This is a genomic window from Bradyrhizobium sp. USDA 4501, from assembly GCF_054062115.1.
Window position 1 is genome coordinate 5,222,944 of sequence record NZ_JBSSEX010000001.1, and the last position, 15,832, is coordinate 5,238,775.

At 64.2% G+C, this 15,832-nt stretch carries 15 protein-coding genes; 7 read left to right on the forward strand and 8 right to left on the reverse strand.

Going from position 1 to position 15,832, the window contains the following annotated elements; all coding sequences use genetic code 11:
- Nucleotides 1-53 precede the first annotated feature (53 nt).
- Complete coding sequence (locus tag ACVWZM_RS23795; RefSeq protein ID WP_016843287.1) at nt 54-755, reverse strand: response regulator transcription factor; 702 nt, start codon at nt 753-755, stop codon at nt 54-56.
- Nucleotides 756-996: 241 nt separating this feature from the next.
- Here ACVWZM_RS23795 and ACVWZM_RS23800 point away from each other — a divergent pair, with 241 nt between their 5' ends.
- The 3 genes from ACVWZM_RS23800 to ACVWZM_RS23810 all read left to right on the forward strand — a co-directional run bounded on the left by ACVWZM_RS23800 (nt 997) and on the right by ACVWZM_RS23810 (nt 4,224).
- Nucleotides 997-1,731, forward strand: coding sequence for a HugZ family pyridoxamine 5'-phosphate oxidase (locus ACVWZM_RS23800; protein WP_456855104.1), 735 nt, complete (start codon nt 997-999; stop codon nt 1,729-1,731).
- A gap of 53 nt (nt 1,732-1,784) precedes the next feature.
- Nucleotides 1,785-2,051, forward strand: a complete 267-nt coding sequence (locus ACVWZM_RS23805; protein WP_456855105.1) for a hypothetical protein — start codon at nt 1,785-1,787, stop codon at nt 2,049-2,051.
- Between the two features lie 556 nt (nt 2,052-2,607).
- The gene (locus tag ACVWZM_RS23810) at nt 2,608-4,224 is read left to right on the forward strand and encodes a phosphoenolpyruvate carboxykinase (RefSeq protein ID WP_456855106.1); all 1,617 of its coding nucleotides are present in this window, start codon (nt 2,608-2,610) and stop codon (nt 4,222-4,224) included.
- Nucleotides 4,225-4,494: 270 nt separating this feature from the next.
- On the opposite strand, the gene rocF is transcribed toward ACVWZM_RS23810, so the two are convergent.
- The 3 genes from rocF to ACVWZM_RS23825 form a co-directional block, all read right to left on the reverse strand.
- A complete protein-coding gene (gene rocF, locus ACVWZM_RS23815; RefSeq protein WP_076831116.1) occupies nt 4,495-5,472 on the reverse strand; it encodes an arginase in 978 nt (325 codons plus the stop codon).
- A 102-nt stretch (nt 5,473-5,574) separates the two neighbouring features.
- Nucleotides 5,575-6,396, reverse strand: coding sequence for an acyl-CoA thioesterase (locus ACVWZM_RS23820; RefSeq protein WP_456855107.1), 822 nt, complete (start codon nt 6,394-6,396; stop codon nt 5,575-5,577).
- A gap of 134 nt (nt 6,397-6,530) precedes the next feature.
- Nucleotides 6,531-9,050 carry a glycogen/starch/alpha-glucan phosphorylase gene (locus ACVWZM_RS23825; RefSeq protein WP_456855109.1) on the reverse strand — a complete coding sequence of 840 codons (2,520 nt, stop codon included), beginning with the start codon at nt 9,048-9,050 and terminating at the stop codon, nt 6,531-6,533.
- Between the two features lie 292 nt (nt 9,051-9,342).
- Between ACVWZM_RS23825 and ACVWZM_RS23830 the strand changes: the two genes are divergently transcribed.
- Nucleotides 9,343-9,576 carry a hypothetical protein gene (locus tag ACVWZM_RS23830; protein ID WP_057019498.1) on the forward strand — a complete coding sequence of 78 codons (234 nt, stop codon included), beginning with the start codon at nt 9,343-9,345 and terminating at the stop codon, nt 9,574-9,576.
- Between the two features lie 275 nt (nt 9,577-9,851).
- On the opposite strand, the gene ACVWZM_RS23835 is transcribed toward ACVWZM_RS23830, so the two are convergent.
- Nucleotides 9,852-10,142 carry a GIY-YIG nuclease family protein gene (locus tag ACVWZM_RS23835; protein ID WP_456855111.1) on the reverse strand — a complete coding sequence of 97 codons (291 nt, stop codon included), beginning with the start codon at nt 10,140-10,142 and terminating at the stop codon, nt 9,852-9,854.
- A gap of 186 nt (nt 10,143-10,328) precedes the next feature.
- Between ACVWZM_RS23835 and ACVWZM_RS23840 the strand changes: the two genes are divergently transcribed.
- Nucleotides 10,329-10,760 carry a hypothetical protein gene (locus tag ACVWZM_RS23840; protein WP_016843277.1) on the forward strand — a complete coding sequence of 144 codons (432 nt, stop codon included), beginning with the start codon at nt 10,329-10,331 and terminating at the stop codon, nt 10,758-10,760.
- A gap of 107 nt (nt 10,761-10,867) precedes the next feature.
- On the opposite strand, the gene ACVWZM_RS23845 is transcribed toward ACVWZM_RS23840, so the two are convergent.
- Together ACVWZM_RS23845 and pyrE are read right to left on the reverse strand one after the other, a co-directional pair.
- Nucleotides 10,868-11,665 (reverse strand): DUF2865 domain-containing protein, encoded by a 798-nt coding sequence (locus tag ACVWZM_RS23845; RefSeq protein ID WP_456855113.1) that lies wholly within the window; start codon nt 11,663-11,665, stop codon nt 10,868-10,870.
- Between the two features lie 389 nt (nt 11,666-12,054).
- Nucleotides 12,055-12,618: an orotate phosphoribosyltransferase gene (pyrE, locus tag ACVWZM_RS23850; protein WP_057019495.1), complete on the reverse strand. Its 564-nt coding sequence runs from the start codon at nt 12,616-12,618 to the stop codon at nt 12,055-12,057.
- Nucleotides 12,619-12,832: 214 nt separating this feature from the next.
- Between pyrE and ACVWZM_RS23855 the strand changes: the two genes are divergently transcribed.
- Complete coding sequence (locus tag ACVWZM_RS23855) at nt 12,833-13,459, forward strand: glutathione S-transferase family protein (protein ID WP_456855115.1); 627 nt, start codon at nt 12,833-12,835, stop codon at nt 13,457-13,459.
- Between the two features lie 147 nt (nt 13,460-13,606).
- On the opposite strand, the gene ACVWZM_RS23860 is transcribed toward ACVWZM_RS23855, so the two are convergent.
- Nucleotides 13,607-14,242, reverse strand: a complete 636-nt coding sequence (locus tag ACVWZM_RS23860; protein ID WP_092078615.1) for a LysE family translocator — start codon at nt 14,240-14,242, stop codon at nt 13,607-13,609.
- 385 nt (nt 14,243-14,627) lie between these two features.
- Between ACVWZM_RS23860 and ACVWZM_RS23865 the strand changes: the two genes are divergently transcribed.
- Nucleotides 14,628-15,791, forward strand: coding sequence for an IS4 family transposase (locus ACVWZM_RS23865; RefSeq protein WP_456853777.1), 1,164 nt, complete (start codon nt 14,628-14,630; stop codon nt 15,789-15,791).
- The last annotated feature ends 41 nt before the right edge of the window (nt 15,792-15,832 follow it).

The window sequence follows — 15,832 nt, forward strand, 5'->3', positions numbered from 1 at the left end:
TTACCCCAGCCGTGCGGAGCCTGTCAGTTAACAAGCCGCCCGGGAAGCGCAGATCAGGCTTCCTTGAAGCGATAGCCGACGCCGTACAGCGTCTCGATCATCTCGAAGTCGTCGTCGACCACCTTGAACTTCTTGCGCAGCCGCTTGATGTGGCTGTCGATGGTGCGGTCGTCGACATAGACCTGGTCGTCATAGGCCGCGTCCATCAGCGCGTTGCGGCTCTTCACGACGCCGGGGCGGGTGGCGAGCGCCTGCAGGATCAGGAATTCGGTCACGGTGAGCGTCACCGGCTCGTTCTTCCAGGTGCAGGTGTGGCGCTCCGGATCCATCCGCAGCAGGCCGCGGTCCAGCGCGCGGGCGTCCGGCTCCTTCGGCGCGGCGGTCGGATCCTTCGGCTGACCGCGGCGGAGTACGGCCTTGACCCGTTCGACCAGCAGGCGCTGCGAGAACGGCTTGCGGATGAAATCGTCGGCGCCCATTTTCAGGCCGAACAATTCGTCGATCTCCTCATCCTTCGAGGTGAGGAAGATCACCGGCAGGTCGGACTTCTGGCGCAGCCGGCGCAGCGTTTCCATGCCGTCCATGCGCGGCATCTTGATATCGAGGATCGCGAGATCGGGCGGCGACGTGCGAAACCCATCCAGCGCCGACGCACCGTCCGTGTAGGTCATGATGCGATAGCCTTCGGCTTCGAGCGCGATCGAAACCGAAGTGAGAATGTTGCGGTCGTCGTCGACCAGGGCGATTGTGGGCATGTGCTGCTTTCACAATGAGAGTGGCTTAGACGGCGGGCACTCTAGCGACGCGCCGTAGAATTGGGCTTCGAACGCGGTCAACGAGCAATGCAAGCTGGGCTGAAGTGTGACCGAGTTCCGCAAAAATCCGCTTCTGCGACCCACGCGATGGGTCCCCATATAGCACCCTTAGACCATGAGAAAAGGCCCTTTTTTCATAGGGAACCCACCCGATTCGCGCATAAAATGACCCGATAGGCCCATGCAACCGACCGCCGACTTCGATCCTGCCCACCTTGCCCGCTCGCTGCTCCGCCGCAGCCGCCAGGGCGCCCTCGCCACGTTGATGGCCGGCACCGGCGATCCCTATTGCTCGCTGGTCAATCTGGCCAGCCATCCCGACGGCTCGCCGATCCTGCTGATTTCCCGGCTGGCGCTGCATACCAAGAACATCCTGGCCGACAGCCGGGTGTCGCTGATGCTGGACGAGCGCGTCGAGGGCGATCCGCTGGAGGGCGCCCGGATCATGCTGGCGGGCAAGGCGGAAGAGGTCGGGGAGGCCGGGCGGGAGCTCGTCCGAAGGCGCTATCTCGCTGCCCATCCGTCAGCGGAAGCCTTTGTGGAATTTAAGGATTTCTCGTTCTTCCGGATCAAGCCAAGCGGTGCCCATCTGGTCGCCGGGTTCGGCCGCATCGTGGACCTCAAACCCGCGCAATTCCTGACCGATCTCGGCGGAGCCGAGGCGCTGCTCGAAGCCGAGCCCGGCGCGGTGGCGCATATGAACGAGGATCACCGCGAGGCCATGAACCTTTACGCGACGCGGCTGCTCGGCGCGGAAAGCGCCGACTGGCTCTGCACCGGCTGCGATCCTGACGGCATGGACATGCAGGCCGGCCGCGACACGTTGCGGCTGGATTTCCCCGAGCGCGTCACCACCGGCACCGAGTTGCGCAAGATGCTGGTGCGGCTCGCCGGCGAGGTGCGCGCCAAGGGATAGCAAGGACAGGAGAAGGACCTGTCCGCACGGCGGCGCTGCGGCCGTGGCGAGGCATGGTGTCGCATGGCTGCGGCGGCGCGATTGCGCGGTCCGGATTTGACAGCGCGATCATTTCGCACGGGCGTGTCGTGTCATCGCCCGTTGGCTCGATCTGCATGCAAGAATGTCTGGCGCGGCTGCATCCGAAAATCAGCCGGATCGCGATGTCGACCGCGATGACGCGCGCGTGCGACCACGCTGATTGCGTTATCATCGATCGCGGGGTCAGCGATCGCCTCGCCGCCAAACGCTACGCGTTGCGGAACGTTCACGGCAGTTGAGCGTTGTACCAATCGGGCTTCGACGAAGGTGTGTTGAGCGCAGTCGAAACTGCTCATCAGCAGCTTCTCACTTGCAGCTCAATGCCGATCAGGTGGTGCCGCGTGCAACACGATGGTCATGCTCGGCTCTGCAGCGCTGCGCCAACGCGCGGCGGCTCATCTCAACGATACATCCTCAGCGCGAAATGCATACCCGGCATTCTCCGCGCCGTTCGCCTTGATCGGCGACGGCGCTGCCCGCCGGCTGGCACTTTTTGTGCATCGCAAAGCTCCTTGCGCGGCGGGAAAGGCGATGAAACGTCGCCCGACTGCCGGCAAAACAACGAGAAAACGAAAGCAAGACGAAAGGGTTTCGCGCTGCGGTACTTGCGCCAGATGATGGGCCTGCCTTGGAATCAGCCAAAAGCCGTTCGATTGGCTTGGCAAGCTTGGCGATCCCCACTATTAGGTCGCCGGACCGAAGCCGAGAGGCTATATTCTGATCACGGTCACCGCGGCGGGGCGCGATTGGCGACATTCGCGCGAACAAGGATACGCGGGTTCGAGGAGGTTCTTCGTGCAAGAGACGGGCGTACATAACGGTGCCTTCGGCGCCGACAAATTCGGCTTAAAAAATCTCAAGGGCGTGCATTGGAATTATGGCGCACCTCAGCTTTACGAGCATTCGCTGCGTAATGGCGAAGCGGCGCTGTCGGCCGATGGCGCGCTTTGCGCGGATACCGGTGTGTTCACCGGGCGCAGTCCGAAGGACAAGTTCACGGTCCGCGACGATCTCACCGACAAGAACATGTGGTGGGCCGGCAACCAGTCGATCACCTCGGAGCAGTTCGCCGCGCTTCATGCCGACTTCCTCAAGCATGCCGAAGGCATGACGCTGTTCGCGCAGGATCTCTACGGCGGCGCCGATCCGAAGCATCGCATCAAGACCCGCGTCTTCACCGAGCTTGCCTGGCACTCGCTGTTCATCCGCACGCTGCTGATCCGCCCCGAGGCGTCGGAGCTCGCGAGCTTCGTGCCCGAGCTCACGATCATCGACCTGCCGAGCTTCCGCGCCGATCCGAAGCGTCACGGCTGCAAGTCGGAGAACGTCGTCGCGATCGATTTCGCCCGCAAGATCGTCCTGATCGGCGGCTCGCAATATGCCGGCGAGATGAAGAAGAGCGTGTTCACCACGCTGAACTATTACCTGCCCGAGAAGGGCGTGATGCCGATGCACTGCTCGGCCAATGTCGGCTCCGACGGCGACACCGCGATCTTCTTCGGCCTGTCCGGCACCGGCAAGACCACGCTCTCGGCCGATCCCAAGCGCACGCTGATCGGCGATGACGAGCATGGCTGGAGCGAGGACGGCGTCTTCAATTTCGAAGGCGGCTGCTACGCCAAGTGCATCAAGCTGTCCGGCGAAGCCGAGCCGGAAATCTACGCCGCCAGCAAGCGATTCGGCGCGGTGCTGGAAAACGTCGTGCTCGGCGCCAATGATCGCGTGCCCGATTTCGACGACGGCTCGAAGACCGAGAACACCCGCTCGGCCTATCCGCTCGATTTCATCCCGAACGCTTCGCGCACCGGCTGCGCACCGCATCCGAAGAACGTCGTGATGCTCGCCGCCGACGCCTTCGGCGTGATGCCGCCGATCGCCAAGCTGACGCCGGCGCAGGCGATGTATCACTTCCTGTCCGGCTACACCGCGAAGGTCGCCGGCACCGAGCGCGGCCTCGGCAACGAGCCGCAGCCGGAATTCTCCACCTGCTTCGGTTCGCCGTTCCTGCCGCGCGATCCGTCGGTCTATGGCAACATGCTGCGCGAGCTGATCGCCAAGCACAATGTCGATTGCTGGCTGGTCAACACCGGCTGGACCGGCGGCAAGTACGGCACCGGCCGCCGCATGCCGATCAAGGTGACCCGCGCGCTGCTCACCGCGGCGCTGAACGGCTCGCTCCGCAACGCCGACTTCCGCACCGACAAGTATTTCGGCTTCGCGGTGCCGACTTCGCTGCCCGGCGTCGAGCCGCACATCCTCGACCCGATCAAGACCTGGGCCGACAAGGTCGAGTTCGACAAGACCGCGCGTGCGCTGGTCGGCATGTTCCAGAAGAACTTCGCCAAGTTCGAAGCGCAGGTCGACGCCGAAGTCCGCGCCGCCGCGCCGGAAGTGAAGCTGGCGGCGGAGTAGTTCGCGCAAGCGATACGCGATTTGAAAAAGGCGGCCCTCGTGGCCGCCTTTTTGATTTTTACGCAGTCAACGAAGCGCGCACCTTTTCGATCCGGCAAGCTGAGCAGCCAACGGCGCCACATACTCCAGTGTCGTCCCGGCGAAGGCCGGGATCCATACTCCGCAGCGGATGTTGTGGTTGGGACTCGTCATTCCACCGGTGCGCAACAATGACCATCGGTGGTTATGGGTCCCGGCTTTCGCCGGGACGACATCGCGCGTGTTGCTCCACTACTCCCCCATCTCCGGCAGCACCGCGTTGCTCGGCGTCTGCCGGTCGGTGATCTGCAGGCCGAACAGGCTGCCGATCAATTCGACCGCGACGCGCGCGGTGCGGCCGCGCTCGTCGAGGAAGGGATTGAGCTCAACGATGTCGAGCGAGCGCACCAGCCCGGAATCGTGCAGCAGCTCCATGATGAGATGGGCTTCCCGATAGGTCGCGCCGCCGGGCACCGTGGTGCCGACGCCGGGCGCCACCGCCGGATCGAGGAAGTCGACATCGAACGAGACATGCAGCACGCCGTTCTTCGCCCTGACGCGTTCGATGACGCGGCGCGTGAGCACGGCGACGCCGAACTCGTCGATCTGGCGCATGTCCGCGATCGACACATTACGCTGCCGCAGCAGCTTGCGCTCCAGCGGATCGACCGAGCGCGTGCCGATCAGGTCGAGCTGATCAGGCGGGATCGAGGCGCGCGGCAGTCCGCCGAGCAGATCGTCGAGACCGGGCTCGCCGCACAGGAACGCGGCCGACATGCCGTGCATGTTGCCGGTGATGGTGGTGGCCGGCGTGTTGTAGTCAGCATGCGCGTCGACCCACAACGCAAACAGCGGCCGGCCCTTTTCCTGCCAGTAGCGCGCGACGCCGTTGATCGACCCCATCGACAGCGAGTGATCGCCGCCCATGAAGATCGGGATCGCGCCGGAATGCGCCAGCCAATAGGCGCGCTCGGAGAGCGCGCGGGTCCAGGTCTTCACCTCGTCATAGAACCTGGTGTTGGCCGGCACCGGGCCGTCGGCGACCACGGCGGGGATCGCAAGGTTGCCGTGATCATCGACCTGGAAGTCGAGCTGCTCGAGCAGGCGCGCGATGCCCGCGGTGCGCAGCGCGTCCGGTCCCATCAGCGGGCCGGCCTGCGATGCGCCGATCTCGATGGGAACGCCAAGCAGGGCGATGCGCGAGGGCTTTGACGTGTCGGCTTCGGACATGCAGCAGTGCTCCCAAAGGTGTGGAACAGAAGCGACGTGCCAATGTTCCCTCAACCCTTGAAATAGGCAATGCGGTCGTAACAGACCAATGTGGATATTTGGCTACGCCTTGAAATAAGCGATCTGCGTCGTGGTCGCGAGCAGCCGGCCGGACGGCGACCACAATTCGCCCTGCTGGTCGCCGTAGCTCTTGTGGAAGCTCTTGGCGTCGGCGGTGGCGAGCACGCGGGTGGTATCCTCCGCGTCCAGGTCGGCCGCGTCGGCGTGGAAATAGGTGGTCAGCGACACGGTGCCGAACGGCACCAGTTCGTGCCTTGCGTGGAAGACGCGGCCGAAGAACGCGTCCGACATCGACATCAGCGACAGCGCATCGAGCTTGCGCGGCACACGGTCGGCGATCCAGAGCTTTGAATACGGGCTCGACGGCTGTTTCGCGCCGCCGCCGCCGGCGAACTTCGGCTCGCCCTCGGCGAAACGGAAGTCGTACTGGTTGGCCCAGGTCATCTTGAGCTTCGGAAAGGAGCGCAGCTGTTCGAACGGCACGGCGCCCGGAAATTCGGCCGGCTGGTGCGACCAGGACGGGCGGCGCTCGGCGAACACGGCGGTTGCCAGCGTCGCGACCTCGCCGCCGCCCTGCGTCATGTCGACCGACCAGTGCTGGCTCGAGCGGTTGGCCTTGACCAGGCGGACATCGAGATCGAACGCGCCCTCGGCGACCGGCGCGCAGTAGTTGACCGTCAGCGCCAGCGGATCGCCTGCGCGCTGCGGATGCTGCATCAGCGCGCGCAGGATCGTCGCGGCCGTGCAGCCGCCGAACGGGCCGACGAACGCCCAGTAATCGGGACTGGTCCGTCCCTGCCAGCGGCTGTCGCCGGCGGTCACGGCGGTGGCTTCATCGAAAAGGTGCGGGGTCTTGGTGAGCATGCAGGTCTTTCAATATCGACTGGCGCTTCCGTATCGCCATACGCAATGACGAGCAATGACGTTCGTCATGCAATATCGCGAGCATTGCGCTGATTTCAATGACGTCGGGCGTAATCGATTTCCGCGTCCCGGGATTATCCCTTCGCCTCGCGCTGGTTGCCGAGCTGCGGCGAGGCACCCGGATGCATCGGCACGTGCCAGATGTCCTCGGCATATTCGCGGATGGTGCGGTCGGAGGAGAACCAGGCCATGCGCGCCACATTGAGGATCGAGGCGCGGGTCCATGCCGGCGCTACCATCCAGCGGGCGTCGATGCCGCGCTGCGCGTCGTAGTAGGAATCGAAATCGGCCGAGACCATGTAGTGGTCGAGGTAGCGCAGCGCGTGCCCGATCGAGGCGAAGCGTGCGGGATCGCCGGGCGAGAACTCGCCGCTCTCGATGGCGCGGATCGCGCGCTCCAGCCGTGGCGATTTGCGGATCGCATCGCTGGCGTCCAATCCCTGCTTGCGGCGGACCATGACGTCGCCGGCCTCGAGGCCGAAGATCGCGATGTTCTCCTCGCCGACATTGTCGCGGATCTCGATATTGGCGCCGTCGAGCGTGCCGATCGTCAGTGCACCGTTCAGTGCGAGCTTCATGTTGCCGGTGCCGGAGGCCTCCATGCCGGCGGTCGAGATCTGCTCGGAGAGATCGGCGGCCGGAATGATCACCTCGGCGAGGCTGACATTGTAGTCGGCTAGGAAGGCGACCTTCAGCCTGCCGCCGAGCGAAGCGTCGTTGTTGACGACCTCGGCGACGTCGTTGATCAGCTTGATGATCAGCTTGGCGTATCGATAGCTCGCCGCCGCCTTGCCGGCGAAGATTTTCACGCGCGGCACCCAGTCGCGCCGCGGCTCATCCTTCATCGCGTGGTACAGCGCGATCGTCTCCAGGATGTTGAGCAGCTGCCGCTTGTATTCGTGGATGCGCTTGATCTGCACGTCGAACAGCGCCGACGGGTCGACCTTGATGTGGTTGCGCTCGCCGATCAGCCTTGCCAGCGCCAGCTTGTTGTGATGCTTGACGTCGCGGAAGCGCCGCTGGAATTCCAGATCGCTCGAATGGGTCTCGAGCCGCTCGAGCAGCGAGAAGTCGTCGAGCACGGCCTCGCCGCAGGTTTCGCGCAGCAGCGCGGTCAGCCGCGGATTGGCCAGCATCAGCCAGCGGCGGAACGTGATGCCGTTGGTCTTGTTGGTGATGCGCGACGGATAGAGATGATGCAGGTCGTGGAACACGGTCTCCTTCATCAGGTCGGAATGCATCGCGGAGACGCCGTTGATGCGGTGCGAGCCGACGAAGGCGAGCTGGCCCATCCGCACGCGGCGGCCGCTGCGTTCGTCGATCAGCGAGACCGAGGCGCGATACTCGATGTCGCCGGGGAAACGCTCCTCGGCGAGCGCGAGATGGGCCACATTGATGCGGTAGATGATCTCGAGATGCCGCGGCAGCAGCCGCTCGAACAGTTCGACCGGCCAGGTCTCGAGCGCCTCGGGCAGCAGCGTGTGGTTGGTGTAGGACAGGGTCGCGACCGTAATCTTCCAGGCCTCGTCCCAGCGGAAATTGTGCAGGTCGACCAGGATGCGCATCAGTTCGGTGACCGCAAGGCTCGGATGGGTATCGTTGAGCTGCACGGCCGCCTTCTGCGCAAGATTGCGCAGGCCGCCGTCGGAGGCGAGATGCCGCTTGACGAGATCCTGCAATGAGGCCGAGACGAAGAAGTATTCCTGGCGCAGCCGGAGCTCGCGGCCCGCCGCGCTCTCGTCGTTCGGATAGAGGAATTTGCAGATCGCTTCCGCGCGCGCCTGCTCGGCGCTGGCCGAGACGTAGTCGCCGGTGTTGAAGACGTCGAGCTCGAGCGGATCGGGTGCATGCGCCGACCACAGGCGGAGCGCGTTGACGTGCTGGCCGCGCCAGCCGACGATCGGCGTGTCATAGGCCATGGCCTCGACGGTTTCCGCCGGATGCCAGGTGGCGCGGTCGCGGCCGCGCTCGTCGACATGCTCGACATTGCCGCCGAAGTGAACGTTGTAGACCACCTCCGGCCGCTGGAATTCCCAGGGATTGCCGAAGGCAAGCCACTCGTCGGGATATTCCTGCTGCCAGCCCTGGTTCATGATCTGGCGGAACAGGCCGAAATCGTAGCGGATGCCGTAGCCGGTCGCGGGGATCGCCAGCGTCGCCATGCTCTCCATGAAGCAGGCCGCGAGCCGGCCGAGGCCGCCATTGCCGAGCGCCGCATCCGGCTCGCATTTGCGCAGGTCCGAGAGATCGACGCCGAGGTCGCCGAGCGCCGCCTCGAACAGCGGCAGTAGTCCCATATTGTTGAGCGCGTCGGTGAACAGGCGCCCGATCAGGAACTCGAGCGAGAGATAATAGACGCGCTTGGCGCCGGCGTCGTAGCTCTGCTTCTCGGCCGTCAGCCAGTGGTGCACGATGCGGTCGCGCAGCGTCAGTGCCGCGGCCTTGTACCAGTCGCGTCTGGTCGCAACGGTGGCGTCCTTGCCGATCGCAAGCCGGAGCTTGGCCAGGATCGCGCTCTTGATCTCGGTCAGCGCCAGCTCGTCGATCGGCTGGTTCAATGCCGGGTAGTTTGTCTGTTCCTGCAACGCGCCCAATCCCTGCCGTTCAACCGGAACATGATGCGGTGATGCGCATCATGACCCCATCTCATTGGTGGAGCATGGTTCCCCGGAAATCCCGGTTCCGCGGCCTTCCGATTACGCTCCAGCGCAATGATACCCGCCTTGCATGGCAATCGAAACCGTCAGGGACGGTGCCATACACAGCGCTGCCGTGATTTTATGCAAGGACCGGGCCGCTTCGGGAACCTTCCGGACCAGCCGTCATGGGTGCTACGATGGCGCTGCAGAAGCCGGGATTTCGCGACAATTGACCGGAGGATGCGTGATGAGACTCTTGATCGAAATCGCGGCCGCGGCGTTGCTCGTGGTGTGCATCACGGCGACCAGCGCAGCCGATGCCGCGGGCAGACCGGGCCGCAGCGCCGACGGCCTGAATTGCGGCTTCAGCGTGGCGCAGAACGCATCGCCCGCCGCGCGCTGTGCCGCCATCAAGCGGCAATGCGGCGGCAAGTTCTACGCAAATGCCTGCGGCGACAAGCTGCTCTCGGCGATGAATTGAGCGGCCGCGCAACGCTCTTTCACGCTCCATCGGGACACCGTGGTGATACGGATTTCCAAGCCTTAACGGAGCCTTTACAAACACAGCTGTCGCTCGTGGGGCGGGCACATTTTTCAGCTCCGACGCATTTCATTCCGAAGCCATTTTCAACGGGCCGCTGACCTGGTCAGCGGCCCGAATTGCTTTTGGGGGCGCTGTGTCAGCTTTTTCATGAGGCGAGGGCAGTCACCGCAATTCGTCGCCCCGGCGAAGGCCGGGGCCCATAACCACAGCCGTCAGAGAAGATGGGACAGGTCGCCCCACTCCGGATTGTCTTTCTCGATCAGGCGAATCTTCCAGTCGCGGCGCCATTCCTTCAGCGCTTTTTCCCGTGCGATCGCTTCCTGCGGTGTGGCGTAGACCTCCACGTAAACCAGTCGCGTGACGCCGTATTTCTTGACGAGCTGTGAGCCGTGTCCAGAGCGGTGAAGCGTAAGCCGATTGCAAAGATCGTTGCTGACGCCGACGTAGAGTGTCCCATGGCGGCGGCTCGCGAGAATGTAGACGTAATAGACTGCGGCATTCATTTCGGGGCACCGATCACGTGAGATGTCCGATAGCGGTGGTTATGGGCCCCGGCCTTCGCCGGGGCGACGTCTACTGATAGCATCAGAACGAATTAAGAACACTTTAGCAAGTCTTTGATATATCATTGTGATTCGGCGGCTGCGCCGACACAATATCTATGGTCTTTCAGTCTCTGCGAGGACTACATGTCCACCATCGCCTTCGATCAATTCGCCCTGACCCGGATTGCCGATTTCGCGCGGTCGCTGTCGCGGCTGCACCAGGCCTCGCGCCGCCAGCCGATCGACGACGACCAGCTCGATCGCGAGTTCAACGCGGTCTGCATGTCGATCTGGGGCTACACCACGGATGATTTCAGCGACGAACTGTTCTCGGACGAGGATCACGCCTGGCTCGACTCGCTCGATGAAGCGCATGCGCGGATCTTCGCCGGCGAGCAGGGTTATGATCTCGTCGACGACCACGGCATGCTGACGGACTGGTGGGGCTATTGCTGGATGATCCTCGCCGAGAAGCGCGGCATCCTCAATCCGGAGAACCGCGCGGCCGCGCGGGCCGCGATCGAGGAGAAATACATGGCCGCGCCGAACGTGATCGGCGTGATCGTGGCGCGCTGATAGTTGTCGCGATGTCATTCCGGGGCGATGCGAAGCATCGAACCCGGAATCTCGAGATTCCGGGTCTGGTGCTTACGCACCATCCCGGAATGACGGGCTGACGCCCGTCAGTTCGCTTCGGCGCGCCTTGCCGGCTTTGCGGCGTTGCCCTTCGGCGCAACAGACGACGGCGGCGACGGCGCGACATCGCTTCTGGTTTCCGGCAGCGGCGCGTCGCCGGCGATCTCGGCGCTGACCGGGGCGACCTTCATTTCGCCGAGCCGCGCGCGGACCGCCGAAGTCAGTCCGGGATAGGAGGCAACCGGCGTGAAGTCGAACGACTGCTCGTTGCCGACACGGATGCCGGTATAGGCGACGAGGCCGTCGGTGGTCGCGATCACGTCGCCGGCACGCAGCGAGGCATCGAGCGCGAGGTCGACCGGCGCGAGCCCCGCCGGGTCGCGGCCGTTGCAGGTGCAGTCGGCGCGCAACGCCTTGCGATAGGCGAAGGCGTTCTCGCTGTCGGCGTAGCGTTCGCCAGCGGTCGATGCGGCGCTGTCGATATGGCTGCCGTAATAGACCTTGGTCGCGCTCGCCGGACAGAACGCCTGGCAAAGCTGCGCCGGCGTGGCGTTGCCGCGCATCGTCAGCGGAAAATATTTGCCGTCGCAGCTGCGCACGCAATACGCCGGTCCGGAACCGGCCACGCGCGGCGCCGAGATGGGGGCGGACGGCTGCCGTTCAGCCTGCTGGTTGAGGCCTAACGGGTCGGCGAAGAAATTGGCTTGCGGCGGCGCCTGCCGGCTCTGCTGCTTCTGGGAACCGCCGAAGAAGAAGTCGAACAGGCCTTCGGCCGACACAGGCGCGGGCACCACCAGGATGGAACCCGCAAAGGCCGCGGCGGCAAGCATCACGCGGCGCCGCATGCGCCGATCACTCAACTCTGTACGCAACGCCAACTCCACCCGACGCGCCACGCCGCGGCGACAAGCTGCCCCGGCGGCTTCACCTTAAGGCGTGATGGTAAACGAGCGATTGATTGAGCGTGACTGCGTCACAGGAAAGCGAATCTCGCTTACCTCGCCCCGCTTGCGGGGAGAGGCATAGGCCGCCTTCGGCGGCCGTCCTCAAGAACGCCGAAGCAAGGCTTCGGCTATGTCGCATCGTAAGATGCGATCCGGGTGAGGGGGTACAGGTCTCTCGACAATTGCAAGCGCGGAGAGAGGCCCCTCACCCCAACCCTCTCCCCGCATCCGCCTTCGCCCGAAGGCGGGCTTCGGCGGACAAGAGAACGGGGCGAGGGAGAAGAGAGCCGTCAGTCCTTCAGGAACTCGCCGGCCTTGTACAGCGCGCGGAATTGGAGCCCGGCTTCGGCGAACGTCTCGGTGGCGCCTTCCTCGCGGTCGACCATGGTGAAGACCAGGGCGATCTCGCCGCCGGCCTCGCGCACGGCTTCCACCGCCTTCAGCGCCGAGCCGCCTGTCGTGGTGACGTCCTCGACGATCACGATCCGCTTGCCCGCAAGGCTTTCGCCCTTGGCCAGCCCTTCGACGGACAGCTTCGCGCCGTGCTCCTTCGGCTTCTTGCGCACGAAGAACGCCGCGATCGGGTGGCCCTTCAGCCAGGACAGTTGCGCGATGGCGCCGGCGAGCGGCACCGCGCCCATCTCGAGCCCGCCGACGAAATCGAGCTTGTCGTCCTTCAGCGCTTCATAGGTGAGCTCGGCGAGCAGCGCCGCGCCCTCGGGATCGAGCATCGTCGGCTTCAGGTTGAAATAGAAGTCGCTCTTGCGGCCCGACGCCAGCGTGATCTCGCCGCGGCCGAACGAGCGCTTGCGGATGATCTCGGCGAGGCGGGCGCGGGAGGCTGATTTGGACAAAGACTTTTTCCCTTGAGGGTTTGAGGCGGGCGGCAATCTATCCACGCTTACCGGCACATTCCAGCGTGGAAATCGGGCCGTCAACAGTGCCCAAGCCGCGATTTCCGCGGGCGTGCTTTCCGGAAAGCGCGGTTGTGCGGCCGTTCCGTTCCCCGTAAGCAGGCGCCAAACACTCGGCCGAACACTTGCCCAAACACTTGCACGGGAAGCGGAAATGACCATCGAGCTGCACACTTGGAACACCCCCAACGGCCGCAAGATCTCGGTGGCGCTGGAGGAAATGGGGTTGCCCTACAAGGTGATCCCGGTGAACATCAGCAAGGGCGAGCAGATGGCGCCCGCTTTCCTCGCGATCAGTCCGAACAACAAGATCCCCGCGATCGTCGATCCGGATGGGCCGGGCGACAAGCCGGTCAGCATTTTCGAGTCCGGCGCGATCCTGCTCTATCTCGGCGAGAAGACCGGCAAGTTCCTGCCGAAGCCGCTGGCGGAGCGGATCCCGGTCTATGAGTGGCTGATGTGGCAGATGGGCGGCTTCGGCCCGATGCCGGGCCAGGTGCACCATTTCATCGCGCTGGAGAACGAGCAGGACCGCGCCTATGGCCTGAAGCGCTACATGGCCGAGACGCGGCGGCTCTACGGCGTGCTCGACCGCCGGCTTCAGGAGCGCGAATTCGTCGCCGGCGATCTCTCGGTCGCCGATTTCGCCATCCTCGGCTGGGCCTGGCGCCATCCGCGCCACAAGGTCGAGCTGGCAGACTTCCCCAACGTCAAGCGCTGGTACGAGACGCTGATGGCCCGCCCGGCGACGAAGCGGGGAATGGAGGCAAAGCTGGATTGATCTTCTCCCTCGCCCCGCCCTTGCGGGGAGAGGGGTGGGGTGAGGGGCTATCTCCCCGATAACGGTGGGAATTGAATTTGCGGATGCGCCCCTCACCCGGCGCTACGCGCCGACCTCTCCCGCAAGAGCGGGGCGAGGTGAAGAAAGCTAGGCCCGCCGCGCCTCGAGCGCCATCTTCATCGCCAGCCCTGCGAGCACCGTGCCCATCAGCCAGCGCTGCACCAGGAGCCAGGTCGGGCGAGTGCCGAGAAACACCGCGATCGAACCGGCGGCGAGCGCGATCATCGCGTTGACGCTGACGCTGATCACGATCTGGATCGAGCCGAGCGCGAGCGACTGCGTCAGCACGCTGCCGCCGGCGGGATCGATGAACTGCGGCAGCAGCGCCAGATAAAGCATCGCGATCTTCGGGTTCAGCAGATTGGTGACGAAGCCCATCGCGAACAGCTTGCGCGGGCCGTCGACCTTCAGCGCCTTGACCTGGAACGGCGAGCGGCCGCCGGGCTTCAATGCCTGCCACGCCAGCCAGAGCAGATAGCCCGCGCCGGCAAAGCGCAGCGCGTCATAGGCGTAGGGAATCGCAAACAGCAATGCGGTGATGCCGAATGCCGCGCACAGCATGTAGAACACGAAGCCGAGCGCCACGCCGCCGAGCGAGACGATGCCGGCCGCGGGCCCCTGCGTGATCGAGCGCGAGATCAGGTAGATCATGTTCGGCCCCGGCGTCAGCACCATGCCGAGGCAGATGAGCGCAAAGCCGAGCAAAGCGGAGGTGTGGGGCATGACGGGTCTCGCGAGGGAATGCGCACACTTCTAGCGTGTCGTCCGCCGCGCGGCCATCTCGGAATTGCTCTCGGAGCAATGTGGCGGCGAAGCTGGTGCGCTCCCTCGCCCCGCTCTCTTGTCCGCCGAATCCCGCCTTCGGGCGAAGGCGGATGCGGGGTCGAGACGAGCGAAGCTCGCTCTGAGAGGGTTGGAGTGAGGGGTTCTCTCAACGCGCAAGGACCGAGGTGAGACCTGTCCCCCCTCACCCGGATCGCAAGAGCGATCCGACCTCTCCCCGCAAGCGCAGGGGTGTCCGGGGAATGATTCACTGTGTCGCGGTGCATGCTCGGCAGGACCGAGGCAAATCGGTCTTTTCTGGTTGTCGAGACACAGAGGGCCGAGCATGCGATATCGCGGTAGCATTTTTGGAAGGCTGCTTGAACCGATCAATCGACGGCAGTTTCAGACGGTTGTGGATCGTCTGGACGGGGATGCCTACGACAAGTCGTTCAGGAGCTGGGATCATCTGGTGGCGCTGATCTATGCCCAGCTTAGCGGCAACAGCAGTCTGCGCGGGGTGGTGACTGGCTTCAACGCCAATTCGCAGCATCACTATCACTTGGGAACCGGCAAGCTGTCGCGCTCGACGTTGTCCGATGCCAATGCCCGCCGTCCGATCGGCATTTTCGCGCAAACCTTTGCGGCGCTGTCGGCGATGGCGCGTCGCCAGCTGCGGAGTGAAGGCATGGAGATGGTGCGTCTGATCGACGCCAGTCCGATCCCGCTCGGCAAGGTCTGCAGTTGGGCGACGTGGAACGGCCGCATCCGCGGCATGAAGCTGCATGTCGTCTACGACCCAAGGAGCGATGTCCCGACCTGCGTCGAGATGACGGCCGCGAACGTCAATGACATCGAGATCGGCCGACAGACCCCAATCCAGCCCGCCACCACCTATGTGTTTGACAAGGGCTATTGCCGTTTCGACTGGTGGCAGAAGATCAATGATAGCAAGGCTTTCTTCGTTACCCGGGCGAAGACGAGCATCCGTCTTCGCTCGCTCAGGCATCGCGCCATCCGCAAGCGTAACGGGGATGGCTTCGAAATCCTTGCCGATGACGAGGTGAAGCTCACCAGCAAGGGCGATTCGCGCCTTCCAATCCCGCTCCGCCGCATCAAGATCAGACGCGAGAAAGGCGGCAAGATCACACTCCTGACCAACGACCTTGCCCGTAGCGCCGTCGAGATCGCCGCCCTCTACAAGAGCCGATGGCAAATCGAGCTGCTGTTCCGCTGGATCAAGCAGCATCTCGATATTCGCAAGTTCCTCGGCGCCAACGACAACGCGATCCGCCTTCAGGTGCTCGCTGCGATGATTGCCTACCTGCTGCTGCGCATCGCCGCTCACACCAACTGCATCAAAATGCTCCCGCTCAGGTTCGCCGAACTCGTCGGCCAGCTCCTGCTCACGCGTCGATCCCTCGCTGCCATCGACAAACCTCCGCCCACCAACCCCAGCCGTCGGAAATCAACCATCTCACCTGACCAGATGGAGCTCCGCTATGCCTGAATTTCCCCGGACACCCCTGCCGCAAGCGGGGCGAGGCGGAT

Excerpts from the sequence above, each read along its gene's own strand:
- ACVWZM_RS23795 (WP_016843287.1), bottom strand. The coding sequence starts at position 755 with ATGCCCACAATCGCCCTGGTCGACGACGACCGCAACATTCTCACTTCG.
- ACVWZM_RS23800 (WP_456855104.1), top strand. The coding sequence starts at position 997 with ATGCAACCGACCGCCGACTTCGATCCTGCCCACCTTGCCCGCTCGCTG.
- ACVWZM_RS23805 (WP_456855105.1), top strand. The coding sequence starts at position 1,785 with ATGGTGTCGCATGGCTGCGGCGGCGCGATTGCGCGGTCCGGATTTGAC.
- rocF (WP_076831116.1), bottom strand. The coding sequence starts at position 5,472 with ATGTCCGAAGCCGACACGTCAAAGCCCTCGCGCATCGCCCTGCTTGGC.
- ACVWZM_RS23820 (WP_456855107.1), bottom strand. The coding sequence starts at position 6,396 with ATGCTCACCAAGACCCCGCACCTTTTCGATGAAGCCACCGCCGTGACC.
- ACVWZM_RS23830 (WP_057019498.1), top strand. The coding sequence starts at position 9,343 with ATGAGACTCTTGATCGAAATCGCGGCCGCGGCGTTGCTCGTGGTGTGC.
- ACVWZM_RS23835 (WP_456855111.1), bottom strand. The coding sequence starts at position 10,142 with ATGAATGCCGCAGTCTATTACGTCTACATTCTCGCGAGCCGCCGCCAT.
- ACVWZM_RS23840 (WP_016843277.1), top strand. The coding sequence starts at position 10,329 with ATGTCCACCATCGCCTTCGATCAATTCGCCCTGACCCGGATTGCCGAT.
- ACVWZM_RS23845 (WP_456855113.1), bottom strand. The coding sequence starts at position 11,665 with ATGCGGCGCCGCGTGATGCTTGCCGCCGCGGCCTTTGCGGGTTCCATC.
- ACVWZM_RS23855 (WP_456855115.1), top strand. The coding sequence starts at position 12,833 with ATGACCATCGAGCTGCACACTTGGAACACCCCCAACGGCCGCAAGATC.
- ACVWZM_RS23860 (WP_092078615.1), bottom strand. The coding sequence starts at position 14,242 with ATGCCCCACACCTCCGCTTTGCTCGGCTTTGCGCTCATCTGCCTCGGC.
- ACVWZM_RS23865 (WP_456853777.1), top strand. The coding sequence starts at position 14,628 with ATGCGATATCGCGGTAGCATTTTTGGAAGGCTGCTTGAACCGATCAAT.